Raw genomic sequence first — 24290 nt, 5'->3', positions numbered from 1 at the left:
TTACTGGGGCCAGTGGAGAATCTTGCCGTTATCGCCCGCGACCCAGAGGTCCGCGGGACTGGTGCCGGCGATGTCGTTGAAGGCAAAGGCAGAGTTGTCGAAGACGATCTGCCACACCGTGCCGTCGTACCGGTAGATGCGGCCGCTCCGTGCCGCGACGTAGACGGACTTGGCACCAAAGGCGACGACGGAAGTCAGGGTCTCACTGTGCGTGTCGGGGAAGGACATCCTGCTCCAGCTGAGCCCGTTCCACTGGAGGACGGTGTTCGCACCGCTCATTCTTTCTCCCACGGCGAAGGCGACTTGGTTGTTCACCACCCAGACCCCGCGCAGGCGCCCCATGTTGGGGATGGTGTCTTGCACACCTTCCGATTGCCACGGCCCGGAGGAGGGGTTGAACCGATAGATGCGCCCCCTGCTACTCCCCGTCTCGGTACCACCTACCGCGAATAGCGCTGCTCGGGAACGGCCGTGGATGTCTTGCAGCGGCGCGACCGCAGTAGTGCTGAAGTTCAACGCGCTGGAGCCAGTACCTCCAGTCCAGGTGAACGCCAGTCCCTGGCCCACCGTTCCGGAGTTCTCAGTGACCCCATGAATCTCAAGGGTTCCTTCGTGCTGAAATCCGACGAGTCCACGCGCCCATCGGCCCATGGCATGTGTCTCGGTGCAGGAATTCTGCGACCTATGCAGGAAGGAGAGGCTGCCGCCTGTGGAGCCGAAGTAGGCACGGCCTTGATTCGCCATGTCCACCCAGACGGCGTTCCAGCCCCTGTTGATGTCGCCGCAGTTGGTCGCGTTGGTCTGGAATGTGGTCGAGCCCGGCGTGAGTATCGCGACGCCTCCCTGATTGCCCACCGCGGTCACATCACCTGGGACCTCTGTGAAGATGGAGCGCCACTGTTGGTCGGTCGCGCCCACGTCGCGTGACACCCAGTTGGCACCGCCGCTCGGGCAGACCTCGGGGCCTTCGACATTCCCGTCGCAGTTGTTGTCCAGGCCGTCGCACAGCTCCGTCGCGCCAGGGTAGGTGAACGGGTTGCCGTCGTTGCAGTCACCACCAACCTCGACGTAGCCCGCGCCGGGCGAGACGCAGGACGTCACGGCCGTGCCGTCACCAAAGTTGTCTCCGTCGCCGTCCAGGAACCAGTCAGTGGGCGTCGCCGTGGCCGGCAGGTGGTGGCGATGCCCGAGGCGTCGCAGACGTAGACGCCGGCACACTGGGCATTCGCGGTGCACGCCGTGCCGAGGTCGGTGAACGTCTCGTCAATCTGGTCGTTGCAGTTGTCGTCGACGCCGTTGCAGAGCTCCGTCGCACCTGGCCGGATGCTGGCGTTGTTGTCGTTGCAGTCGTCCGCGGGACCCGTGACATAGCCCTGCGGGATACCGGCGCAGAAGGCGACGGGAGCGGCGTTCCGGTCGCCGTGTCCGTCCTGGTCCACGTCGGGGTAGGCATACACGGCCAGCGGCATGTTGCAGAGGACCTCGCCGTTCCCACCGCAGGCACGGACGCCCTCACAGCCTTCGCCCTCCGTGCAGCTCTGGCCCAGGCGCAGCTCCACCGTGTCCGAGTGCCCGTTGCAGTTGTCGTCGACGTCGTTGCAGAGCTCCGTCGCACCCGGGTGGACGTTCGGGTTGGTGTCTTGGCAGTCCGTGCCGCCCGTGAGCACGGAGACGTACCCGTCGCCGTCCGCATCCGTCGCCTGGAGGGACAGGGCCACCGGGACGGGGGTTCCTGGCGTCAGCGTCACGGACGTGGACCGCGTCACCACGGGGCTCGCGGCGTCACAGGTCTTCTCGAAGGCGCGCGCCTCCACCTGGATGGTCGAGCCCCAGCCGCCGGGCGCAATCACCGCGACCGTCAGCGAGCCTCCGGTGGGCCCGCCCTTGCCGGCAACGGTGGTGGAGAGCTCCTTGCCGCTGCCCTCGTCGCGTGCGTTCACCTGCACGCAGCCGGGCAGAAAGCCCGAGTAGTCCACCGTGACTTTGGCAGCGCCAGGGCTTTCGTCCTTTTTACAGCCGGCCAGCGCGAGGAGAGGGAGGAGCACCAGAACGCGTCGCATGCGGACACTCTATCGCGTCCGGGCCCCGCCGCTGCATCCTCGCGAGTCCGCACCTACCTCGCGGACGGGAAGTCGGAGTGGACCACGTCCAGGCGTACATCCGCGGCGATGCTGGCGGGCGTCACCAGCTCCAAATCCAGGGGAACCCGCTTCCCGTAACGTTCACGGAGCTGCTGCTCCAGGCCCTTCACACGGAGCGAGTCCAGCCGTTCCATTTTCCCATATTCCAAGCCCGCCCCCTGAGCGTAGGCCTTGCGCACCAGCTCCGAGCAGTACATCGCGTCGTCCCCCCAGCCGAAGTGCCAGTCATACGGCTTGCCCAGGTGCGCCTTGGCCGCCGTCACCGCCTGCTGGCGCTGCGCATCGCTCAGTTCCCGAGGGCGTAGGACGAGGATGCCGCCCTTCACGCCCCGGGCCTTCCACTTCGAGAACCGGATTCGCTGCACCGGCTGCACGGCCTCCACGACCCACGCGCCCTGCTCGCTCACCTCCACCATGCCCACATGGGACAGGGGGCTCTGCGTGGCCTTCTGGATGGCCTGTGACTGCGAGGAGCGCGAGGTGTGCAGGACGATGTCTCCCGTCTGCAACCGGGCCTCCAGGCCCTCGTGTGGCGCCGCGACCGCGTTGTGGGCGCCGAACCACACCATCAGCATGACCATCCACCGCATTGACGAGTCCTTTCAGGTGCTTGGCTGCTTCCGGCGTGCGGAGATTGCAGCCGGGATGCCAGCCATCACGAGGGGCCGCTACCCCAGCGTGCGGGTGAGGGGCACCTCCAGTCGGGGCAGGTAATGGCCGCCCTTGCTCTCGAAAAGCACCAGTTGGTCCACACGCCCCTCCCCCAGTGACGTGTCCTTCAGTGCCTGGACGCATGCGAGGAGGGCGGCGTCTCCGCGCGGGTGCTTCGCGCGGGCCAGCGTGAGGTGCGCGGTGTACTCGCGATGCTCGGGCTCGAATCCGAGCGGCTGGAGCACCCGGGCGGTATCCGTCTGCAAGGCCTTCAGCGCGTCCGTGGCGCCGCACACATCCGCCCAGAGCACGCGTGGGTGGGCGGGCGCGCCAAAAGCGCCGCCACCGATGACAGACAGCACGAAGGGGGAATGCCGAGCGCCTATCGGCGTCAGGGCGTCGTGAATCGCGGGCAGGCGTGCGTCATCCACGTCCCCCAGGAACACGAGCGTGAGGTGGAGGCCCTCCCGCTTCACCCAGCGGGCCTGGGGGGCCAGGGGCGCAGCCGGTGCAACTCCTCGGTGGTGCGCGCTTCGATGGCGGGCCCCAGGGTGACGGCGGTGAACAGGCGCATGGCTCACGGCTCCTGACATCGTGGGCGAGACACAGTCCTTCGATTCCCTTCAGCAGAGGAGCCGGTGGGTGTCGCCCTGCTCGTGTCCGGTGCCACCAGGCGCGCCGCGGGGGCGCCTTCCAGTTCGAGCCGGCGGCGGGCGGTGTCGTGCCCTGCCGCCGGCCCTGACGTGACTGGGGCTCAGTACGCCTTGGAGAACACGATGCGGCCCGGCGAAGGCTCGCCGGTGACGACGCACTTGCCCGGCTCCTGCTTGAGGTCGAAGGGACGGCAGCGCGTCGTCAGGCCCGTCTCCTCCTTGATGCGCGCCTCCACCTTGGGGTCCAGGTTCCAGTGCGCCAGCAGGAAGCCCTGGTCCGCCTTCTCCTTCAGCTCCTCGTAGGAGTTGACCTCGAAGGTGTGCGAGTCGCGGAAGGACTTCGCCTTGGTGAACAGGTCCTTCTGCATGGCGTCCAGCATGGCCTGCGCCTTGGACACGGCCTCGTCCAGCGACACGAACTCCTTCTGGCGCACGTCACGGCGGACCATGACGCAGGAGTTCTTGGCCAGGTCCTTGGGCCCCAGCTCGATGCGCAGACACGTGCCGATGAGCTCGTGCTCGTTGTACTTGAAGCCCGGGCTCTTGGTGTCGTCGTCGTCCAGCACCACGCCCAGGCCCGCCTTGCGCAGGTCCGCGGCCAGCGCGTTCGTCTTCTCCAGCACCTGCGCCTTCTCCGCGTCGGAGGCCTTGCCGAAGATGGGGATGATGACCACGTGCGTGGCCGCCAGCTTCGGCGGGACGATGAGGCCGGCGTCATCCGAGTGGGTCATGATGAGGCCACCGATGAGGCGCGTGGACACGCCCCAGGACGTCTGCCACACGTGGTGCATCTTGCCGTCGCGGCCCTGGAACTGGGTGTCGAAGGCCTTGGCGAAGTTCTGTCCCAGGTTGTGGCTGGTGCCCGCCTGGAGCGCCTTCTTGTCCTGCATCATCGCTTCGATGCTGTAGGTGCGCAGCGCGCCGGCGAAGCGCTCGGACTCCGACTTCTGGCCCGTCATGACCGGCATCGCCATGTAGTCCTCGGCGAAGGTCCGGTAGACCTCCAGCATCTGCCGGGTCTCCTTCTCCGCGTCCTCCTCGGTCTCGTGACAGGTGTGGCCTTCCTGCCAGAGGAACTCGGTGGTGCGCAGGAACAGGCGCGTGCGCATCTCCCAGCGCATCACGTTCGCCCACTGGTTCAGCAGCAGCGGGAGGTCCCGGTAGCTCTGGATCCACTTGGCGAAGCTGCGGTTGATGATGGTCTCACTGGTGGGCCGGATGACGTAGGGCTCCTCCAGCTTGGACCCACCCGCGTGGGTGACGACGGCCAGCTGCGGGTTGAAGCCCTCGACGTGCTCGGCTTCCTTCTTCAGGTAGCTCTCGGGGATGAGCAGCGGGAAGTAGGCGTTCTTGTGGCCCAGGTCCTTGAACATCTTGTCCAGGACGCGCTGCATGTTCTCCCACAGCGCATAGCCATTGGGCCGGATGACCATGCAGCCCTTCACGTCCGAGTAGTCGGCGAGCTTCGCCTTCTGGACCAGGTCGACGTACCACTCGGAAAAGCCCTTCTCGCGGGGCGTGAGCTTCTCGGCCATGTGCGGAGCACCCTTCAAAAGTCGTGGAAAGAGGACGGTTGCCTACGCCGGGCCCACCCGGAAATCAACGGCCCCGTCGCCCGGACGGGCGCTGGGTCCCTTCCTGGACGGGATTGCATTTTCGACCAATGGTCAGAATAATGAGCGCCGGTTGAATCCGCATCCAGGAGGCAGTCATGTTTCGCCAGGTGGCCGACGACGTGCACGTGCTCGCGGTGGAGTTCCGCATCGGGGGAATGGACTTGGGGGGCCGGATGACGGCCGTCCGCCTGCCGGATGGGGGGCTGTGGCTCCACTCGCCCGTCCGCTTCAGTCCGGAGGCGCGGGCGGCGGTGGATGCGCTCGGGCCGGTGCGCTTCCTGGTGGCGCCCAACCTGATGCACCACCTGTACGTGCAGGACTGGGCGGCGGCCTATCCAGACGCGAAGGTGGCCGCGCCCGCGGCGCTGCGGCGCAAGCGGCCGGACCTGCGCATCGACCTGGAGCTGGGTGACACGGCCGAGGCCAGCTGGGCCGGCGTCCTGGACCAGGTGCTCGTCCAGGGGATGCCCAAGGTGGATGAGCTGCTCTTCTTCCACCGCCCCAGCCAGACGCTGTTCGTCACCGACCTGGCGTTCAACGTGCATCGGACGGGTTCATGGTTCACCCGCATGTACCTGAAGCTGAGCGGCGCGTGGCAGCGGCTGGCGCCGTCCATGCTGGTCCGCTCCGTCATCAAGGACCGGGAGGCCGTGCGCGCGTCCCTGGCGCGGGCCCAGGCCTGGGACGTGGAGCGCGTGGTGGTGTGCCACGGTGACGTGGTGGAGCAGGGCAGCCGGGAGGCGGTGCGGAATGCCTTCGCCCGGTTCTAGCGGCGGTGGCCGCAAGCCCGCGCCGGGCCGCCGTCGCGGCGCCGTGTCACCAGCCGCGCCCACTCCCGCACCGGCTCCCACCGCAGCGCCCTCCGAGCGCGAGGCGCGCAAGGCGCGGCGTCAGGAGGGGCGCCGTCAGGCCATCCTCGTCGCCGCGCGGGCGGTGCTGGTTCGGGGCGGGGTGTTGGGACTGACCCTGGAGGCCGTCGCGGCGGAGGCGGACCTGAGCAAGCCTTCCCTGTTCTACTACTTCCGCTCCAAGGAGGACCTCGTGGGGGCGCTGGCAGTGGAGGGGCTGGAGCGCGAGGTGAAGGTGCTGGAGGCGGCGGTGACGGCCGCGGCCAGCGGCGTGGAGGCCCTGGCCGCGCTGGTTCGTGCCCGGGTGGATTTGTACGCGGAGGACCTGGACGGCTTTCGCGTCGTCTATCTGTGGCCGCAGTTGACGGGGCGGCAATCCGAGGCGCACCAATCGCGGGTGCTGGCGCTGAGTGGACAGCTGAATGACGTGCTGGAGGCGCGGCTCCAGGCGGATGCGCGCGCGGGCCGGCTGGCCCCAGGGCTCCAGCCGCGTCGGCTGGCCAACCTGGCCTGGACCATGGCGCACGGGGTGCTTTCCCTGGGGGCCGGACTGGAGCACTCCGGTGTGGGAACGCGCTTCACCTTGTCTCAACTTCGTGACGAGGCCTGTGCGGTATTGCTGCGCAGTAGCGGCCGTTAGGGTGGCTGTGAAGGGTGGGAGGGGCGCGCTATGTAGAGAGCCTCCTTCCCGTCGTTCCTTATTGGAGGCTTCATGCGGTCGTACCTTGCATCACTCGGAGTTGCCGGCGTTGTGTCGGCGTGCCTTGTCTCCGGTTCCGCGTTCGCCAATTCCATGGGCATCAGTGGCCGAAGCGGTAAGCAGGGCTCGAGCCTCACCTGTGCCGAGTGCCACACCGGCGGCAGCGCACCCACGGTGACCATCGAAGGGCCCACCACGCTGGCGCCGGGCGCCACCGGCAACTACACGCTCGTCGTCCGGGGCGGTCCGGCCTCCGGCGCGGGCTACAACGTGGCGGTGAGCGACAACGGCGGCACGCTCAACCCGGGCACGGGTTCGTACAAGCTGAGCGGGGAAGTCACCCACAAGAACATCCAGGCGTTCTCCGGCGGCGAGGCCCGCTTCGACTTCACCCTGGTGGCGCCGTCCACTCCCGGCACCGTCACCCTGTACGGCGCGGGCAACTCGGTGAACGAGAACGGCACCGACCAGGGTGACGCCTCCGCGGCCACCACGCTCAACGTCAACGTGGCGACTGGCGGCGGCGACGGTGACGGTGGTGGTGATGACGGCGGTGGCTGCGCCGCCGCGGGCGGTATCCCGTTGCTGGGCGCGGCCCTGGTGCTGCTCGGCACCCGCCTGCGCCGCCGCCGCTAGGCCTCGTTGAAAGGAGGCCTCCGTGCGCGACCGCGCCGTCAGTGACCGGAGGCCACCGAGGCGGTGAACTCGTCGGGCAGGAAGGCGGCGAAGGACGGCACCCGTCGAACCTTGCGCCGGGAGTTGCCCGCCAGCTGCAGGATGGCCAGGGACACCAGCCCCAGGCCCACGGCGCTGCGCAGGGGCGCCGGACGGCGTGACCGGCGCCGGGCGCGGTAGCGCAGGAGTCCCATGGGCAGCAGGGCGGCGGGAATGGCCATCAGCGCCCACGAGCGCCAGCGGGACCGGCCAGACGAATCGGATGCCAGTGTCGTTTTCATGAAGAAACAGGTTGGGCGTGGGATGGAGCAGGGGGAAGGGTGGTCCGGACCGGACGCAGGTCGGCTCCTGGGTCGGGCCCCCGGTGGAGGGCGGACACGGCCTCGCCAGCCTGCTTGCTGATGGCTCGCCGGCCGGCTGCCTTCCGGGCGAGCCTGGGGGCAGGGCGACAGGTTCGCGGAGGGGGCTTAACATCGCGCCCCTTCCGCCCATGAGCGTTCGTCGCCTTCTCCCCGTCTTGTTCCTGATGGGGCCGCTCGCGTGTGCGACCGGCCCTGGCTACCTCGCCTCCACCGAGTCCGTCGCCGCCGTTCGGCGCGCCCCGGGAGAGCTGCGGGTGATGACCTTCAACATCCAGTCCGGCGCCCGCGGGTTGGAGCGCGTGGCGCACGTGATTCGCGCCGCGGTGCCGGACGTCGTCGCCCTGCAGGAGGTGGACGTGGGGTCCACCCGCGCGCGCGGCCTGGACCAGACGGAGGAGCTGTCCCGCCTCACCGGCCTGAAGTACCGCGCCCACTTCCGCACCACGGATTTGTTCGGCGGGGCCTACGGCATCGCCGTGCTGTCGCGCTTCCCGCTGGAGGCACTGGCGCAGTATCCGCTGCCGGGGCCGCGCGGCGCGGAGCCTCGCACCGTGGCGCATGCGGCGGTGGAGGTGGATGGGCGCGAGGTGAGCGTCTACCTCACGCACCTCATCCGCCAGCCCTTCAACAGCGACACCCGCGTGCGGCAGAGCGCCTACGTGGCGCGGCTGATGGCGCAGGATTCGCGGCCCAAGGTGTTGATGGGGGACCTCAACGACGGACCGGATTCACGCTCCACGCGGCTGCTGCGGCGGGCCCTGCATGACGTCGCCGCGGCGACTGGGGGCACGGGGGCACGTATCCGCTGCCGCTCTTCCTGCCCACGCTGCGCATCGACTACGTGCTGGCGTGTGATGCCTTCACGTCCGTGGCCAGCCGGGTGCTGCGCGTGGACGTGTCCGACCACTACCCCGTGGTGGCGGACCTGCGGCTGAAGCCGGAAGCCGTGCCCCTGGTCGCCGAGCGCGCGGCCACCGGCACCGCGCCTTGAGCGAGGCGCGGGCCAGCGCGGGCATCAGCCGACGTTGAAGCGGTACAGCACTTCGTTGTCGTTGCGCGTGAAGCCCTTGAGCACCTGGTGCTCGAGGTTCTGCGCGCCCAGGTACGCCAGTCCGCCGGAGGCGAAGCCCATGACGGACAGCTCGAAGTAGGGGTGTGGCCGGGGAACGTGGGTGATGTGCAGGTCGGTGTGGCCCTGACCGGGGAGCACGTTGAGGTCGCCCTCGGTGAAGTAGCCCTTCCAGATGCCGGGGGTGAACAGCAGGAAGCGCCGGAAGTCACCCTGGCTGAACATCGCCTTGAGCTGGCCCTGGCCCAGGGCGTACTCGGCGGACTTCACGCCGAACTGCCAATATGCGCTCGGGTTGTTGTTGTAGAAGCGCGCCAGCAGTTCGTCGTTGAGCCGGAGGAAAGCGTCCGCCGGCATGCGCGACACCGGCATCACGGGCTTGGAGAAGAAGGGCTCCTTCTTCGCGAAGTGGGTGAGGAACGCCTTCCAGGCCGCCTCCCCATGGGTCTGCACCATCAACTGTTGCCGGGCCAGGAAAGCGACGCCTTTGACTTCCATTCACGCTCTCCGCGGGGGCGCGGACGCCCCGCGTTTGGGTTTGCAGGCCACAGTGTGCTGCAAATGTTTCATGAGACGAAGCGGTGATGTGACAACCGCTCGCGTCCGCCCGTCCCTCAATCGAGCTGGAGTCCGCAGTCGCTACAGGCGCCTTCCAGCAGCGGCGCGGCGGTGCCACAGGCCGGGCAGGGCGGCTCGCCGTCCTCGGGGATGGGGGCCGCAGGAGCGGCGGTGCGTCCCATGGGCATCAGGCCTTCGCGCTCGATGCTGTCCATCCACCGCTGCTGGAGCAGGGCGGCCACGCGAGGGCCGTCCTCGGGGCGCACCAGCACCTGGAACTTCGGGCTGCATCCCGGCTTGCTGCAGGCCTCGCGATGCACGAGCGCCGGCACGTCCGCGCCCAGGCAGGCGTCCACCAGTCGCCGCGCGTCCAGCAGCGCCATCTCCGCGCAGGGCACCAGCTCCACTTCCGACAGGGCCTTCGTTGCGTCTTCAGGGGTCATCACCCGGGGATTGGAGCGCACCCATGGGGCCACGTCCAGTCCGCCCGGGCCCGCGTGTCATGCCGCGCACGCGCCGCGGCCGAGAGGCGGTTCATTCCCCGGGCCTTCCCATGGCCTGTCGGGACATGCGCTCAGGCGACGCGCCCGCGCAGGAAATCCTCGCGACCCCGGCAGTTCTTGCTGGCCACCGCGGCAAAGCGCGCCGGTGTGTGGTCTCCAGGCATCGGCGTGGATTGCGCGGTGGCGGAGGGGCGACTTCAGGCTAGCGTGCGGAGGGTGCCGCCCACGTCACTCACGCCGCGCACCGCGCGCCTCTTCCGGCTCCTGATGGTGGGGGCGGGCGTGCTGACGTGTGGCGTCTTCGGTCTCGCCTGGGTGGTGGACCGCTTCGGTCAGCGCGACCAGGCCGCGCCCGCGGACGTGCTGGTGGTGCTGGGCGCGCGCGTGTTGCCCGGGGGCGTGCCTTCCGGGGCGCTGCGCGCGCGCACCGAGCACGCGGTGGCGCTGTACCACCGCGGCGTGGCCCCCGGCTCGTCTTCTCCGGCGGCGTGGGCGTGAACCCACCCTCCGAGGCGCGCGCCATGCTGGCGCTGGCGACGCGGATGGGCGTCCCGGCGGAGGCGTGTGTCTTGGAGGAGGGCAGTCACTCCACCGACGACAACGCCCGGCTCACGGCGGAGGTGCTGCGCGGGCTGGGGGCTCGGCGCGTGGTGGTGGTGTCGGACCCGTATCACCTGCTGCGCGCGCGCAACTACTTCCGGCTGTATGGCTGGGAGGTGGCCACCAGTCCGGCGCTGGAGACCGAGCGCAACCTGGACACGTTCGACCGCATCTATTGGACGGTGCGCGAGGCCGTCGCGCTGCTCCTGCATCCCCGCGTGCTGCTGGCGCGCGCGCCTACTTCTCCGGCACCGTGAGCGCGCGCAGCTCCAGCGCGCCGCCCGGCAGGGCCACGCGGAGCAGCACGGACTCGCCGGGCTTCGCCTTCCGCAGCGCCGTCACCACGTCCTTCGCGCCGCGCACGGGCTTGTTCTCGGCCTCCACCACCACCATGCCCGGCAGCAGGCCGGCGTGTTCGGCCATGGAGGCGGGGGCCACCTCCGTCACCAAGGCGCCGGAGGGCGGCAGCTCCTGGGACTCCGCCAGCGCCGGGTCCATGTCCATCAGGCTCAGCCCCACGCGATGCTCGGCGGGGCGCTGCGAGCCCCGACGGCCGGCTCCTTCTCGGCGACGCCTTCCAGGTCGGGCCGCGTGCCCAGCGTCGCCTTCACGTCGCGCTTCTTCGCGTCCCGGTAGAGGGCGAGCGTGAGCTCCGCGCCCGGTGGTTTCTGCGCCACCAGTCGCGTGAGCGCGCCCGCCGAGTCGATGGGCTGTCCATCCGCGGCGACGATGATGTCGTCCGGCCGCAGCCCGGCTCGGGCCGCCGCTGTCTCCGCCGTGACGTCGGTGATGACCGCGCCCTCCCGCACCGGCGCGCCCAGCGCCTCGCCCAAATCGGGCGTCATGTCCTGCACCATCAGCCCCAGCCAGCCGCGGGTGACAGCGCCCTTCTTCTCCAACTGGGGCAGCAGCGATTTGACGAGGTTGCTGGGCACCGCGAAGCCAATGCCCGAGCCCTCGCCGGCGATGGCCGTGTTGATGCCCACCACCTCGCCATTCAGGTTGAACAGCGGACCGCCGGAGTTGCCCGGGTTGATGGCGGCGTCCGTCTGGAGGAAGTCATCGAAGGGGCCCGCCGCGATGTCGCGCTCCTTCGCGGCGAGGATGCCCAGGCTGGTGCTGGACGTCAGGCCGTAGGGATTGCCAATGGCCAGCACCCAGTCCCCCACACGCAGCGCATCCGAATCTCCCAGCCGCACCACCGGCAAGGGCTTGCCGCCGTCCAGGCGTTCGAGCTGGAGCACCGCCACGTCGGTGAGCGGGTCCGAGCCCAGCACGCGCGCCTCCAGGTCGCGCCCGTCGGCGAGCTGTACCTGAATCGCCTCCGCGCCTTCCACGAGGTGGTGGTTGGTCAGCACCAGTCCCCTGGCGTCGATGATGAAGCCGGAGCCGATGCCCTCTCGCACCGGCGGCGCGAAGGGCGAGGGAGCCTCGAAGGGAGACAGCGGGTCCTCGGGGGCGTCGCCGAAAGGGGGACCGTCGAACGGCAAGCCTCCGAAAGGTGAGGGACCGTCACCACCCCAGGGCGTGTCCTTCGTCTCGCCGGGCGTGGGCGCGCCCAGCTGCACCTCCACGTTGACGACGGCCGAACTCACGGACGCCACCAGGGGCGCGACGGAGGCGAGCGCCACGGCGCGTCCGGTGGGCAACTGGGGAGGCTCGGTCGGCTTCGGTGCGGAGGTCGCCGTGGAAGGAGGCGGCTCCTCCGTGTCCTTCCGGCAGGCCACCAGGCCCAGCAGCACCCCTACCGCCACCCCGCGCGCGTGTACCCTCATCGCCTTCCTCCCCTGTCGCAAGCTGCGACCGCCGCGCGACGCAGGGGGCTGACCACCCGGGCATGAAGCCTGTCAGGCCGCCTGGAGGGCTGGGGCCCCGCCGGGGGCCCGCCTGTCAGCCCGCGCGCTCACGCGGCGTGGGCGTGCCCGGGGCGCTCATGCGCTTCACCAGCTTCTCCAGGATGCGGAAGAGGGCCTTGCGGTCTCCCGCGTCGAGGATGCCCAGGAACTGGTGCATGCCATGGACGACCACGCGGTTGAGCCGCTCCCAGGTCGACTGGCCCTCCTCCGTCAGGCGGCAGTGCACGACGCGGCGGTCGGTGGCGCTGCGCTCGCGCAGCAGGTGCCCCTGGCGCTCCAGCCGGTCCACCACACCCGTGACGGTCTTCTCCGTGACGCCCAGCCGGCGCGCCAGCTCGCCCATGGTGAGCGGACCGTCCTGACCCAGCCAGAGGATGGCGTGAACCTGAGGTGGCGTGAACTGGAGCTGTTCGCACATGCTGGCGATGGGGTCACGGAGCGAACTGCGCCGGCCCAGCGCGAGGAGCAGGTTCTGGAGCTTCTCCAGGTCCTCGGAAACGTCTTCATCCTCTTTGTGGAATTTCCGTGACACGGAGTATCCCATAGCGGCCCCGCATGGGCGGGTCAATCTGTTGTCCAGATGGACGCGGACCTGACGACAATGCGACGCGGGTTGTCCGGATATGCGAGGTGCTACGCCATGCGTCATCTGTTCCTGCTTTGTGCCGTCTCCACGCTGTTGTCGGGGGGGGCTGCCCAGGCCGACACGGTGCTGGTGTTCGCGGCCGTGAGCACCTCGGACGCGCTCCAGGAACTGGCGCCGGCCTTCACCCAGACCACGGGCCACGCGGTGGAGTTCTCCCTGGGGGCCTCGAACGACCTCGCACGTCAGGCCGTGGCCGGAGCGCCCGCGGACGTCTTCCTCTCTGCCGACACGGCGCAGATGGACGCGGTGGAGAAGGCGGGCCTGGTCGCGCCCTCGACGCGCGTGGACCTGCTGTCCAACCGGCTGGTGGTGGTGGTGCCGGTGGACGCGAAGTCGGCGCCGTCCTCACCCGCTGGGTTGCGTGGGTTGAAGCGGCTGTCGCTGGCGGACCCGGAGGCGGTGCCCGCGGGCGTGTATGCGAAGGCGTGGCTGGTGAAGGCGGGGCTCTGGAAGGCGCTGGCGCCGAACGTCGTGCCGGCGCTCAATGTGCGCGCCGCGCTGGCGGCGGTGGAGACGGGGCGCGTGGACGCAGGCGTCGTGTATTCCACGGATGCGGCACATTCGAAGCGCGTGCGCGTCGCCTTCCAGGTGCCTGAGCAGGACGTGCCGCGCATCGTGTATCCGGCGGCGGCGCTGACGAAGGGCGCCGCGCCGGAGGCCGGGCGGGCATTCGTGCGCTTCCTCCAGTCGGACGCGGCTCGGAAGGTCTTCACACGCCACGGCTTCGGCGTTCCCAGCGCGCGGGCTCCCTGATGGAGGGCGTCGCGGCGTTGGTGTCTTTCACAATCTGGGTGGCGACGCTGGCCACGCTGCTCATCCTGCCGCCAGGGCTCGCGGTGGCGTACGCACTGGCGCGGTGGGAGGGCCCAGGCAAGGGCGTGGTGGAGACGGTGCTGACGCTGCCGCTGGTGCTGCCGCCCACGGCGGTGGGACTGGTGCTGCTGGAGTTGCTCGGGCGCAACGGCCCGTTGGGGCGCGTGCTGGACGCGTGGGGCCTGGAGGTCGTCTTCACGCCGAAGGCCGTGGTGCTGGCGAGCGCGGTGATGGCGTTCCCGTTGCTGGTGCGCTCGGCGCGCTCGGGCTTCGAGGAGGTGGACCCGCGGCTGGTGGCGGTGGCGCGCACCCTGGGCGATTCGCGCACGCGCGCCTTCTTCCGGGTGACGTTGCCGCTGGCCTGGCGCGGTGTGCTGGTGGGCGCGCTGCTGGCGTTCTCCCGCGCGCTGGGGGAGTTCGGCGCCACGGTGCTGGTGGCGGGCAACATCCCAGGCCGTACGCAGACGCTCTCCCTGGCCATCTTCCAGCGCACGCAACTGGGGCGGGACGCGGAGGCGCTGCGGCTGGCGGGCGTGGCGGCGCTGCTCGCCTTCGTGGCGGTATTCGCGACCGAGGCGGTGACGCGGCGGCGTGGGCGGAGGGTGCGCGCGTGAGCCTGGAGCTGGACATCCGGTTGCCACTGGCGCGCTTCACGCTGGAGGTGGGCACGCGGCTGGATGGCGCGTCGGTGGCGGTGATGGGGCGCTCGGGCTCCGGGAAGACGTCGCTGCTGGAGGTGCTCGCGGGGCTGCGGCGCGGCGCCCGGGGCCGGGTGGTGCTGGATGGCCGCGTGTTGTTGGACAGCGTTGCCCGAAGCGACGTGCCGCCCGAACAGCGCCGCATGGGCTACGTGCCCCAGGATGCGCTGCTCTTCCCGCATCTCACGGCGGAGCAGAACGTGCGCTTTGGCGTGCGGCCGGGGCGGGCCTCTCGCGTGGACGAGGCCGTGGAGATTCTGGAGCTGGCGCCGCTGCTGCGCCGCTACCCGGCCACGCTGTCCGGGGGCGAGAAGCAGCGCGTGGCGTTGGCGCGCGCTCTGGCCACGGACCCGGCGTTGTTGTTGCTCGATGAGCCGCTCGCCGCGCTGGATGTGGCGCTGAAGGAACGCGTGCTGCCGTACCTGCTGCGCGTGCGCGACGAGGCCCGGGTGCCGATGCTGTACGTGACGCATCAGTTGGGCGAGGCGCGCGTGCTGGCGCGGGAGGCGCTGCTGCTGGACCAGGGGCAGGTCCGCGCGGCCGGGCCCGCGGCCGAGGTGCTGGGCGCGGCGGCGCGAGGACTGCTCGCCGGTGAAGGGGAAGGGGAGGAGAACATCCTCGAAGGGGTCCTGGAGCGTCCAGATGACGGCGGGCTGCGGCTTCGGATGCAGGGCGGGTTGTCGTTGTGGGTGCCGGACTCGCCCGCGTTGGCGCCGGGCACGCGCGCGGCCTATGCCGTGCCGGCCGCGGACATCCTGCTGTCCATCCAACCGCTGACGGGCGTCTCCGCGCGCAACGTCATGACGGGCACGGTGGTGAACGTGGAGCCCGTGGCGACGGGCGAGGACGCGGCCACCGTGGAGGTGGCGGGCGTGCGCTGGGTGGTGTGGCTCACGTCCGCGTCGGTGCGTGAGCTGGGCGTGGTGCCCGGCGCGCGGGTGTCCCTGGCGGTGAAGACGTCCGCGTGCCGGCGGCTGCGCTGACTCAGCGCGCAGCTCAGATGTGCTGAGAGACGGAACCGTCGCGACGAGTCGTCCGTGGGCCGCGCGAACGCCGGCAGGGCAGGACGAGCGACAGCGGGACGGAGCGGTTCGCGCAAGGAGTGCATGCGCGGGGACGCCTCGTGAGCGCACGGCTCGCGCGGATGCCATCACCTCCATGGTGGAGTTCATGCTGAACGGACCGTGCCCCTCGGAGGCCCCTCGCGCCGAGGGGCGCCGGAGTCACTCCCGTAGCTCGCTGTTCGGAAATGTCGGGGGTTTTGCGCCGCGAAATCTCCCGACATTTCCGAACAGCGAGCTGCCGAGGTGCGCCCCGGCCCTCGGGGCGGCTCGCCTCATGGCGCGCTTCAAAAGGGCTGGGCGATTGTGTCGCCGCGGTGGGCCAGCCCACCGGCTGCATCGCGCGGAGAAATGGCCGCCAGGAGGGGGGGGACTCTCTTGCCAGGCTGCGATGGACCGATCGCGCAGGTCGAGAGATTGCGTACCGCACATGGCAGGCGGTACCTCCTCGCGCTCAACAGTCTCCGCCTGCTCGCTTCATCCGCACGTTGCGATCAGAGGCCCCGCTTGCCGTCCCGCCAGTAAGCCTTGCTGCGCACGTCGCGCTTCGCGAAGCCGCGTCGGTCGAGCAGTTCCTGGCGCAGCATGACGACAGCTGCTGCCGGGGCCTTGGCCATGGAAGAAGACGACGACCTCGAGCGCTCCACGCGCTGTGTCCACCAGTGACGGCGTGTCGTGCCGGAAGGCCGTCGGGCCGACACGGAACTCCACTTCGTGGCCGGGCTCGGCGCGGACACCCTTGAGCGACTCGCCCTCGAAGCGCACGCGGCGCAGTCGAGGTGCCAGCGTCTCAACCGCAGTGACGCGGGTGGCCTTCGCGAACCACGGCACGAGGGTATTTGCGAGGACTGCGGGCATTCCCGGCATGGGCGCTTCAGGAGGACGATGATTTCATGGGTCGAATATTGAATATGAGAATCGTTATCAATTATGGTGCCGCGAGTGGAGGCCGGAATGGCACTGCGCCGTGTGCGCCTTGTCCTGGCCATGGGTGGTCTCCGGCTCCGCACCATCCGAGGGAGAGGGCCGTTGATGAAGACTCACACCGAAGAAACGATGCACACGAAGGCCAGCAAGCAGGGCCTGTGGGTGCTGGCCGCCGTGGCGATGGCGCTGGCCCTGTTGGTGAATTGTGGTTCGTCTGATGAAGACCCCACCCCGGTGCCCGACGCCGGACAGACAGACTCCGGGACGAACCCGACGCCGGACTCTGGAACGGAGCCCGAGCCGGACGCGGGCACGGAGCCCGAGCCGGACGCGGGCACGGAGCCCGAGCCGGATTCGGGCACGGAGCCCGAGGCGGACGCGGGAACGGAGCCGCTGTGCCAGAGCGACGTGCCCTGCAGCGAGCAGAGCATCGATCGGCTGAACCTGCTCACGACGCCGTCGACGACGGCGATGTTCGAGGAGGAGGCGCCTGCGGGCGAGTTCCGTTCGTACATCGATGCCCGCGCGGGTGGCCTCACGGTGAACCAGTCCTACACCTACGCTCGCTTCACGCCCGAGGGCCTGTCCCGGGTCAACATCGACGACCAGACGTCGCTGGGCGACCATGGCTGGGACATCGCGTTCCGTCGCTACTACATCCGGCTGAACGGCGGCACGTCCGGCCCGTCCTGCATTGGCGTGGCGCGGCTGCCCACGGGCACCCGCTTCGAGACCGTGACGTCCGTGCCGGCGGACCTGACCTTCCAGTCCGACGCCTGGTACACCGAAACGTGTGAGTTCATCCCGGACAACTCGGGGCTCTCCGGGCCGACGATGGCGCTGAGCAGCTTTTGGTCCTACCAGGGCTGCGTGAAGATGTCGGGGGATGTCTTCATCATCCGCCTGGCGGACGGGCGCCACGTGAAGTTCGAGGTGACGTCCTACTATGAGCTGGCCGTGCAGGAGCATTGCAACGCGACGAACGAGCTGCCGTCGGGGACGCCGAGCGGCTCGGGGCAGCTCCGCGTGAAGTGGGCCTTCCTGCCATGAAGCTCCGGGCGCTGCTCCTGCTCATCCCTTTCGGGTGTGGACCCGTCCAGCAGGCTTCGCGTGAACCGCACGAACGGCACGATTCGTTCGTGACGTGGGAAGCGGGACTGCAAGCGGGAGCGCGCCCCACCTCGCCCTCGGCGATGCCTCCGCGCTTCGACGAGGGCGAGGCGGTGGAATCGGTCGTGTCCCCTGGGGGACTCTTCCGCATCCACTTCTCCCGTTCGGGTTCCAACGCCGTACCGGCGGCGGACGCGGACGGGAGTGGTGTTCCGGACGCGGTGGAGACTGTCGCGTCCGCGTATGACCGCGTCGCCGCCTTCTATGAAGGGTTGGGCTTCCGGCTGCCGCCGGATGACGGCTGGGTGGGGAGCGACAACGGCGGCGACGGCCGCTTCGATGTGTACCTGGTGGACTTCGGTGGCATCGCGGACGGGGCCTTCCGGCTGGACGGCTGTCTGGAGGCATCGTCGCGCTGCACCGGGCACATGCTCCAGGAGAACGACTTCGCGGGCTACAACTACCCGTCCCATGACGAGGCGGTGGACATCCTCGCCAGCCACGAGTTCTTCCACGCGGTGCAGGCGGCCTATCACCCGGGCCTGGGCAGCGTGGCGTCGGAGGGCACCGCGGTCTGGGCCAGTGAGCGCTACCGGCCCGCGCTGGATGACCTGGAGCGATTCACCGCCGCGTACCTGTCGCGTCCGGACCGCACCCTGGTGCTGGACCCGGAAGGGCCGGCGGTGTCCTTCAGCTATGGCACGAGCATCTACTTCCAGTTCCTGGGCGAGCGCTTCGGGGATGGGCTGGTGCGCTCGCTGTGGGAGGAAAGCGTCGTGACGCCGTCGGTCCGCTGGCCGGTGCTGGTGGAGACGGCGCTACAGCGCGACTGGGGCGCTGACTTCGACACCGCCTTCGCGGAGTTCGCCCTGTGGAACCTGGCCACCGGACCGCGCCGGGCACAGGGCGCGGGTTATGAGAACGGTGAGGGCTATGCGCCGCTGTCCGTCGCGCCACGCACGCTGCCAGTGACGGAGCCGTCCGTGCGGGTGGCGGCCGCGTCGACGCGCTACTTCGAGGTGGAAGGTGGAATGTCATCTGTCACCGCCTCCTTCGAGCCCACCGAGGGCGAGGACGCTCCCGCCATCCACCTGCTGGTGGCCGCGGTGACGCCGACGCAGGTGCTGCGCGTCGCACGCGCGGACGGCGTGGGGACCCTGTCCGCTCACGTGGACGCGGAGGACGCCACGCACGTCATCGTCGCCGTGGTGGACGGACGGCGCGAAGGCCTGGGCCGGTATGGGCGGCTGTGCATCTCCGGGGAGGACTCCGGCGAGCCCTGCGTCACCGTGCCACCGCCCGACCCGGACGGTGGGGTCGAACTGGACGGGGGCGTGGGCGGTGAGCCGGATGGCGGCGTCGACGCAGGTCCAGGAGGAGACCTGGACGGTGGTGTCGACGCGGGTGTGCCAGGTGAACCCCCGCCTCCGCCTCCGCCTCCGCGTGACGAGGGTGGCTGTTCGTCGGCACCGGGCGGGCTGACGTGGGCGCTGCTCCTGTTCCTGGTGGCGGCCTTCATCCGGCGTTGAGCAAGGTGCGTTCAACGCTTGTGTATGGAGCGGGACGGATTTCTTCGACACCACCGCCCTGGGGATTCCCGACACGTGGTGTCGATGCGCCGGCCGCGACGGCCGTGTGCGTCATCCGCGTGACAGTCGGACAGGCGAGGTGCGTGCGGGAGACGGAAGCGGGAACATCCCGTATCGCGTTGGACGCTATCTCCGATTAAGCGTCAAGTCTCCACCGACGCGAATGACCCGGGAACGCCATGCTCAGTGCCTCAGGCCAGGACCGCTCGCCCTCCATCCGTGCCGTGGGGCGGGCACTCCCGCCGCACTACGCCAGTCAGGAGCAGCTCATCGCCGCGTTCCGCGAGCTGTGGGCCACGCGCCACTTCAACCTGGAGCGGCTGGAGGACCTGCACCGCGCCGTCCAGGTGGGAGGACGGCATCTGGCGTTGCCCCTGGAGGCGTATCCGCCGCTGCTGACATTCCAACAGCGCAATGACGCCTGGATTCGCTCGGCCACGGAGTTGGGCGAAACGGTGGTGCGCAAGGCCCTGGACGCGGCGGAGCTCACGCCCGGGGAGGTGGACCACGTCTTCTTCGTCACCGTGACGGGCATCGCCACGCCGAGCATCGACGCGCGGCTGGCCAACCGCATGCGCTTCCGGGAGGACTTCAAGCGCACGCCGCTCTTCGGTCTGGGATGCGTGGCGGGCGCGGCGGGCGTGGCCCGGGCGGCGGACTACCTGCGCGGCTTTCCGGAGCACACGGCGGTCGTCATCGCCGTGGAGTTGTGTTCGCTCACGTTGCAGCGCGAGGACCTGTCCATTCCGAACATCATCGCGTCCGGCCTCTTCGGCGACGGCGCGGCGTGCGCGGTGCTCCGAGGCGCGGCGGCCCCGGGTGCGCGAGGGCCGCAGGTGGTGGCGTCGCGCTCCGTGTTCTACCCGGACACCGAGCGCATCATGGGCTGGGACGTGGTGGACACCGGCTTCAAGGTGGTGCTGTCCGCGAAGGTGCCGGGGCTCGTGAAGGACCACATCCGGGGCAACGTGGATGGCTTCCTCGCGCAGCATGGACTGAAGCGCGGGGACATCCGGCACTGGGTGGCGCACACCGGCGGGCCCAAGGTGCTGGAGGCCTTCGAGGAGGCGCTGGAGCTGGCGCCCTCGACGCTGGAGCGCTCGTGGGCCTCCCTGCGCGAGTTGGGCAATCTCTCCTCCGCGTCGGTGCTCTTCGTGCTCGGAGAGACGCTGGAGTCCGTCCGCGCGCAGCCGGGGGAGTGGGGCGTGATGATGGCCATGGGGCCGGGCTTCGGCGCGGAGATGGTGCTGCTGCGATGGTGACCTCCCCACACGCCCTCTTCCTGGGCTTCATGGCCGCGCTCGTCGTGGAGCGGCTGGTGGAGCTGGTGCTCTCCAAGCGCAACGCCGCCCGGGCCTTCGCGCGCGGTGGGGTGGAGACGGGGCAGCGGCACTACCGCTTCATGGTGGTGTTCCACACGCTGTTCCTGGTGGCGTGCGTGGCGGAGGTGTTCCTGCTGCGGCGCGGCTTCCCGGGCGCGTGGGGCTGGGCGGCGCTGGCGGGCGCGGTGCTGGCGCAGGGGCTGCGGTACTGGGCCATTGCCACGTTGGGCGACCGGTGGAACTCGCGCATCATCGTGGTACCGGGGCTGGCGCCGGTGACGGGCGGGCCTTATCGCTTCCTGCGCCATCCCAACTATGTCGCGGTGGTGTTGGAACTGGCGTGCGTGCCGCTCATCCACGGTGCATGGTGGACGGCGCTGGTCTTCTCAGTGGGCAATGCGGCGCTGCTCTACGTGCGAATCCGCGCGGAAGAGGCGGCGCTGGGTGATGTGTACGCGCAGGCGTTCTCCCATCGCCCTCGTTTCATTCCGGAGGTGCCACGTGGCTGAACGCGAACTGGAGGTCATGACGGAGATTCATCGCATCGTCACCGAGGAGCTGGAATGGAAGGGCGCGGTGGAGCCCTCGCAGGACCTGGTGCGTGACCTCCAGTTGGACAGCCTGGGCCTCACGGTGCTGGCGGTGGGGCTGGAGAACCGCTTCCGCATCCGCCTGTCCGAAGAGGACGCGCAGGGCGTGCGCACGGTGGGAGACCTGGCGAAGCTGGTGGCGCAGCGGGTCGCGGCTCCGGTGGAACCCAGGCCGGAGGAGGCCCTGCCGTGAAGGATGCTGGCTCGCGATTGGTGGGCCCGGCGTTGCCTCCGCCCAGGCATCTGACGGTGAACGCGGCGCTCGCGGACACCGGGCGCACGTCGCCGCTGGGGCTCACCTTCGTGGACGCGGCCGAGCGCGAGGTGGCCATGCCCTGGGCGGACGTGTACCGCCGGGCGAAGCGCACCGCCGCGGGGCTGGCCCGGCTGGGCGTGAGCGAGGGTGACCGGGTGGCGTTGCTGCTGCCCACGTCGCCGGCCTTCATGGACGCCTTCTTCGGCACGTTGCTCGCGGGCGCGGTGCCGGTGCCGCTGTACCCGCCGGTACGGCTGGGGCGACTGGAGGAGTACCACCGCGCGACCTCGCGGATGCTCCACGTGACGGGCTCGGTGATGGTCTTGACGGACGCTCGCGTGCGCCTGCTGCTGGGGCCCAGCGTGGAGCGCGCGCGCCCCCGGCTGGGGTGCTACACGGTGGACGAGGTGTCCCGGGGGATGAGGTGCTGGAGGTCCCGGTGCGGCCGGCCGCGCTGGGGCTCATCCAGTTCTCGTCCGGTTCCACGGTGGATCCGAAGCCCGTGACGCTGACGCACGAAGCCCTGCTGGCGCAGGTCGCGGCGCTGGAGATGGCGATGCCGCTGGGGGCGGGGGTGCCCCGGGTGGGCGTGAGCTGGCTGCCGCTGTACCACGACATGGGGCTCATCGGCTGTCTGCTGTCCGCGCTGTACTACCCGGGGAGCCTGGTACTGATTCCCCCCGAGGCCTTCCTCGCACGGCCCGCGTTGTGGCTCCGCGCGCTGTCTCGCCACCGGGGCTACATCTCTCCCGCGCCCAACTTCGCCTATGGCCTGTGTTTGAAGCGGGTGAAGGACGCGGAGCTGGACGGGGTGGACCTGTCGTCGTGGCGGCACGCGCTCAACGGCGCGGAGCCGGTGTCCGTGGACACGCTGCGCCGCTTCTCGGTGCGTTTCGAGCGGTGGGGCTTCTCCGCGCGGGCGTTGCGGCCGGTGTACGGGCTGTCCGAGGCGTCGCTCGCCGTCACCTTCCCACCGGAAGGGCGGGGGCCGCGCGCGCTGGGCGTGGACGCGGGGCTGCTGGCCCGGGAGGGCCGGGTGGCGGAGGGCTCGCGGGAGTTGGTGAGCGTGGGCATGCCCGTGGCGGGCTTCGAGGTGGAGGTGCGCGGCGAGACGGGCGAGGCGCTGGCGGAGCGGTGCGTGGGCCGGGTCTTCGCGCGGGGGCCGTCCCTGATGGCCGGCTACTTCGCGGATGCGCAGGCCACGGACCGGACGCTGACGCGGGACGGGTGGCTGGACACGGGCGACCTGGGCTTCATCGCGGAGGGCGAGCTGTTCCTCACGGGCCGGGCGAAGGACGTGGTCATCATCCGAGGCGCGAACCACGCGCCGCAGGCGTTCGAGGAGCCGCTGCAGAGCGTGGCGGGCGTGCGCGCGGGCTGCGCGGTGGCGCTGGGCTTCACGCCCGAAGGGGGCGAGGACGAGGCGCTGCTCATCCTCGCGGAGCGTTCGGGGCAGGAGGCGGACGACGTGGTCGAGGAGCGCATCCGCGCGGCGGTGGTGGAGACCACGGGCGTGCGGCCTCATACCGTGCGGATGCTGGTGCCGGCACGTTGCCGCGCACGTCCAGCGGCAAGCTGCGCCGCGCCGAGGCGCTGCGCCGCTACCTGGCCGAGGAGCTGGCGCCGCCGAAGAAGGTGGGCGCGGTGGGGCTGGCGGTGGAGATGGCTCGGAGCGCGCTGGCGATGGTCCGCGCGGAGAGCGACACGTGAGGCCTCAGGCCCTGGGGCCGTGCACGGCGTCAGCGTGAGGCCCGCCATCATGGGGATGCGAGTCCCGGAGGAGTCCACGCCGTGAAGCGGTATGACGTCGCCGTGGTGGGCGGAGGACCCGCGGGGCTGGCGGTGGCCATCATCACCACGCTGCGTGGGCTGAACACCGTGGTGCTGGAGCGCGGCACCGCGCCGGTGGACAAGGCCTGTGGCGAAGGGCTGCTGCCTCCCGGCATGGCGGTGCTGGAGCGGTTGGGCGTCCTGCCTCTGCTGGATGACCAGGGCAGCCATCCCTTCGTGGGCATCCGCTACGTCCAGGAAGATGGCAGCACGGCGGAGGGCCTGTTCCCAGGCAAGGGCGCGCTGGGCGTGCGGCGCGTGGCGCTGGCCACGGCGCTGGTGTCGCGAGCGCGCACGGTGGGCGTGGAGTTGCGCGAGCGCACGCAGGTGCTGTCCCACCAGCGGGATGGCAATGGCGTGGTGCTGCAGACGGCCGAAGGCCCGGTGGAGGCCGCCATGCTGGTGGCCGCGGACGGGCTGGCTTCACCGCTGCGCCGCGCGGAAGGTCTGGAGGTGGAGCCGACGGGACCGCGCCGTTTCGGCCTGCGACGACACTTCCAGGTCGCGCCGTGGACGCCCTATGTGGAGATCCACTTCGCGCATGGCGTGGAGGCCTACGTGACGCCCACGGGCGTGCGGCGCGTGGGCCTGGCCTTCCTCTGGGAGGACGGCGTGGCGGAAGGGCGGGTGAGCTTCGAGACGCTGCTGGCCCGCTTCCCCAAACTATCGGAGCGGCTCGCTGGCTCGGAGTCGGACTCCCAGCCCCGCGGCGCGGGACCGCTGGCCCGGGTGTCCCGAGCGCGCATCGCCGACCGCTTCGCGCTGGTGGGAGACGCGGCGGGCTACGTGGACGCCATCACCGGAGAGGGCCTGTCGTTGGCCTTCGTGTGCGCGGAGTCGCTGGGGAACCTGCTACCGGAGGCGCTCGTCCAGGGCGCCACGCGCGAAGCGCTGATGCCCTACGAGCAGTGTTTCCAGCGGGTCTTCCGCAAGTACTCCCGGTCGACAGGCGCACTGCTCATGCTGGCGCGACGGCCCTGGCTTCGCCGTCCCGTGGTTCGGCTGCTGGGGAAGACGCCCTGGCTGTTCGAGCGCATCCTGCACGCCGTCGTGACGTGAGCGCGGGGGCGGAGGGGCGCGGAGGCGTTGGCGTTCTCCTCCGCCCGTCGCCGGAGCGTGCCCCCCGCTGTGCGGTGGCGTCCCCAGAAGTGTGTTGCCGGTTGCCGGACGGGCGCAAACCCGGTCCACTGTCACGCCGAGACATGGACGTCGAGCT

23 protein-coding genes and 3 pseudogenes are annotated in these 24290 nt (G+C 70.2%); 15 read left to right on the top strand and 11 right to left on the bottom strand.

Features of this window, described 5'->3' with window-relative positions; genetic code table 11:
* The 4 genes and pseudogenes from QEG98_RS42480 to proS form a co-directional block, all read right to left on the bottom strand.
* A pseudogene (locus tag QEG98_RS42480) lies at positions 1–2060 on the bottom strand (MopE-related protein).
* Between the two features lie 53 nt (positions 2061–2113).
* Positions 2114–2731 carry a YiiX family permuted papain-like enzyme gene (locus tag QEG98_RS36605; RefSeq protein ID WP_316564618.1) on the bottom strand — a complete coding sequence of 206 codons (618 nt, stop codon included), beginning with the start codon at positions 2729–2731 and terminating at the stop codon, positions 2114–2116.
* A 78-nt stretch (positions 2732–2809) separates the two neighbouring features.
* Positions 2810–3366: pseudogene (thpR, locus tag QEG98_RS36600) on the bottom strand (RNA 2',3'-cyclic phosphodiesterase).
* Between the two features lie 180 nt (positions 3367–3546).
* Positions 3547–4998, bottom strand: coding sequence for a proline--tRNA ligase (gene proS, locus QEG98_RS36595; RefSeq protein ID WP_011556580.1), 1452 nt, complete (start codon positions 4996–4998; stop codon positions 3547–3549).
* A 158-nt stretch (positions 4999–5156) separates the two neighbouring features.
* On the opposite strand from proS, the gene QEG98_RS36590 reads away from it, so the two are divergent.
* From QEG98_RS36590 to QEG98_RS36580, 3 genes are all read left to right on the top strand, one after another.
* Positions 5157–5831, top strand: coding sequence for a DUF4336 domain-containing protein (locus QEG98_RS36590; RefSeq protein ID WP_316564617.1), 675 nt, complete (start codon positions 5157–5159; stop codon positions 5829–5831).
* Positions 5812–6549 (top strand): TetR/AcrR family transcriptional regulator, encoded by a 738-nt coding sequence (locus tag QEG98_RS36585; RefSeq protein WP_316564616.1) that lies wholly within the window; start codon positions 5812–5814, stop codon positions 6547–6549. Before QEG98_RS36590 ends, QEG98_RS36585 begins: the two co-directional genes overlap by 20 nt.
* A 72-nt stretch (positions 6550–6621) precedes the next feature.
* Positions 6622–7245: an MXAN_6652 family MXYO-CTERM-anchored protein gene (locus tag QEG98_RS36580; RefSeq protein ID WP_316564615.1), complete on the top strand. Its 624-nt coding sequence runs from the start codon at positions 6622–6624 to the stop codon at positions 7243–7245.
* A 38-nt stretch (positions 7246–7283) separates the two neighbouring features.
* On the opposite strand, the gene QEG98_RS36575 is transcribed toward QEG98_RS36580, so the two are convergent.
* Positions 7284–7565: a hypothetical protein gene (locus QEG98_RS36575; protein ID WP_316564614.1), complete on the bottom strand. Its 282-nt coding sequence runs from the start codon at positions 7563–7565 to the stop codon at positions 7284–7286.
* 209 nt (positions 7566–7774) lie between these two features.
* On the opposite strand from QEG98_RS36575, the gene QEG98_RS36570 reads away from it, so the two are divergent.
* Positions 7775–8581, top strand: coding sequence for an endonuclease/exonuclease/phosphatase family protein (locus QEG98_RS36570; protein WP_316564613.1), 807 nt, complete (start codon positions 7775–7777; stop codon positions 8579–8581).
* Positions 8582–8661: 80 nt separating this feature from the next.
* On the opposite strand, the gene QEG98_RS36565 is transcribed toward QEG98_RS36570, so the two are convergent.
* The gene (locus QEG98_RS36565) at positions 8662–9213 is read right to left on the bottom strand and encodes a hypothetical protein (RefSeq protein ID WP_141618865.1); all 552 of its coding nucleotides are present in this window, start codon (positions 9211–9213) and stop codon (positions 8662–8664) included.
* Between the two features lie 116 nt (positions 9214–9329).
* Positions 9330–9716, bottom strand: a complete 387-nt coding sequence (locus QEG98_RS36560) for a hypothetical protein (protein WP_316568026.1) — start codon at positions 9714–9716, stop codon at positions 9330–9332.
* A gap of 350 nt (positions 9717–10066) precedes the next feature.
* Between QEG98_RS36560 and QEG98_RS36555 the strand changes: the two genes are divergently transcribed.
* Complete coding sequence (locus QEG98_RS36555) at positions 10067–10633, top strand: YdcF family protein (RefSeq protein WP_316564612.1); 567 nt, start codon at positions 10067–10069, stop codon at positions 10631–10633.
* On the opposite strand, the gene QEG98_RS36550 is transcribed toward QEG98_RS36555, so the two are convergent.
* The 3 genes from QEG98_RS36550 to QEG98_RS36540 all read right to left on the bottom strand — a co-directional run bounded on the left by QEG98_RS36550 (position 10614) and on the right by QEG98_RS36540 (position 12776).
* Positions 10614–10874, bottom strand: a complete 261-nt coding sequence (locus QEG98_RS36550) for a PDZ domain-containing protein (protein WP_316564611.1) — start codon at positions 10872–10874, stop codon at positions 10614–10616. The genes QEG98_RS36555 and QEG98_RS36550 overlap by 20 nt on opposite strands.
* A gap of 11 nt (positions 10875–10885) precedes the next feature.
* Positions 10886–12151: a S1C family serine protease gene (locus QEG98_RS36545; RefSeq protein WP_316564610.1), complete on the bottom strand. Its 1266-nt coding sequence runs from the start codon at positions 12149–12151 to the stop codon at positions 10886–10888.
* A 115-nt stretch (positions 12152–12266) separates the two neighbouring features.
* The gene (locus QEG98_RS36540) at positions 12267–12776 is read right to left on the bottom strand and encodes a MarR family transcriptional regulator (protein WP_316564609.1); all 510 of its coding nucleotides are present in this window, start codon (positions 12774–12776) and stop codon (positions 12267–12269) included.
* 96 nt (positions 12777–12872) lie between these two features.
* Here QEG98_RS36540 and modA point away from each other — a divergent pair, with 96 nt between their 5' ends.
* The 3 genes from modA to modC are packed head-to-tail and all read left to right on the top strand — an operon-like array spanning position 12873 to position 15372.
* Positions 12873–13631 carry a molybdate ABC transporter substrate-binding protein gene (modA, locus tag QEG98_RS36535; protein ID WP_316564608.1) on the top strand — a complete coding sequence of 253 codons (759 nt, stop codon included), beginning with the start codon at positions 12873–12875 and terminating at the stop codon, positions 13629–13631.
* A 20-nt stretch (positions 13632–13651) separates the two neighbouring features.
* Complete coding sequence (gene modB, locus QEG98_RS36530; RefSeq protein ID WP_244171545.1) at positions 13652–14305, top strand: molybdate ABC transporter permease subunit; 654 nt, start codon at positions 13652–13654, stop codon at positions 14303–14305.
* Positions 14302–15372: a molybdenum ABC transporter ATP-binding protein gene (gene modC, locus QEG98_RS36525; RefSeq protein WP_316564607.1), complete on the top strand. Its 1071-nt coding sequence runs from the start codon at positions 14302–14304 to the stop codon at positions 15370–15372. Before modB ends, modC begins: the two co-directional genes overlap by 4 nt.
* 572 nt (positions 15373–15944) lie before the next feature.
* Here modC and QEG98_RS36520 read toward each other — a convergent pair.
* Positions 15945–16067 (bottom strand): siderophore-interacting protein, encoded by a 123-nt coding sequence (locus tag QEG98_RS36520; RefSeq protein ID WP_141618859.1) that lies wholly within the window; start codon positions 16065–16067, stop codon positions 15945–15947.
* Between the two features lie 415 nt (positions 16068–16482).
* Between QEG98_RS36520 and QEG98_RS36515 the strand changes: the two genes are divergently transcribed.
* The 7 genes and pseudogenes from QEG98_RS36515 (at position 16483) to QEG98_RS36485 (ending at position 24133) form a co-directional block, all read left to right on the top strand.
* Entirely contained in the window at positions 16483–17427 is a 945-nt protein-coding gene (locus QEG98_RS36515; RefSeq protein WP_316564606.1) for an HmuY family protein, read from the top strand.
* Complete coding sequence (locus tag QEG98_RS36510) at positions 17424–19016, top strand: MXAN_6640 family putative metalloprotease (RefSeq protein WP_316564605.1); 1593 nt, start codon at positions 17424–17426, stop codon at positions 19014–19016. The genes QEG98_RS36515 and QEG98_RS36510 overlap by 4 nt, the downstream gene beginning before the upstream one ends.
* A 239-nt stretch (positions 19017–19255) precedes the next feature.
* Positions 19256–20338 (top strand): type III polyketide synthase, encoded by a 1083-nt coding sequence (locus QEG98_RS36505; RefSeq protein WP_316564604.1) that lies wholly within the window; start codon positions 19256–19258, stop codon positions 20336–20338.
* Entirely contained in the window at positions 20332–20907 is a 576-nt protein-coding gene (locus tag QEG98_RS36500; protein ID WP_316564603.1) for an isoprenylcysteine carboxyl methyltransferase family protein, read from the top strand. Before QEG98_RS36505 ends, QEG98_RS36500 begins: the two co-directional genes overlap by 7 nt.
* The gene (locus QEG98_RS36495; protein WP_020478192.1) at positions 20900–21181 is read left to right on the top strand and encodes an acyl carrier protein; all 282 of its coding nucleotides are present in this window, start codon (positions 20900–20902) and stop codon (positions 21179–21181) included. The genes QEG98_RS36500 and QEG98_RS36495 overlap by 8 nt, the downstream gene beginning before the upstream one ends.
* Positions 21178–22954 (top strand): annotated as a pseudogene (locus QEG98_RS36490) (fatty acyl-AMP ligase). Before QEG98_RS36495 ends, QEG98_RS36490 begins: the two are co-directional and overlap by 4 nt.
* An 81-nt stretch (positions 22955–23035) precedes the next feature.
* A complete protein-coding gene (locus QEG98_RS36485) occupies positions 23036–24133 on the top strand; it encodes an NAD(P)/FAD-dependent oxidoreductase (RefSeq protein ID WP_316564602.1) in 1098 nt (365 codons plus the stop codon).
* Positions 24134–24290: the final 157 nt, after the last annotated feature.

The sequence above is a fragment of the Myxococcus sp. MxC21-1 genome (assembly GCF_032612255.1).
GTDB classification, from domain to species: Bacteria; Myxococcota; Myxococcia; order Myxococcales; family Myxococcaceae; genus Myxococcus; species Myxococcus virescens.
Note: the sequence above shows the minus strand (reverse complement) of the source record. Positions and strands in the feature narration are given on the sequence as shown.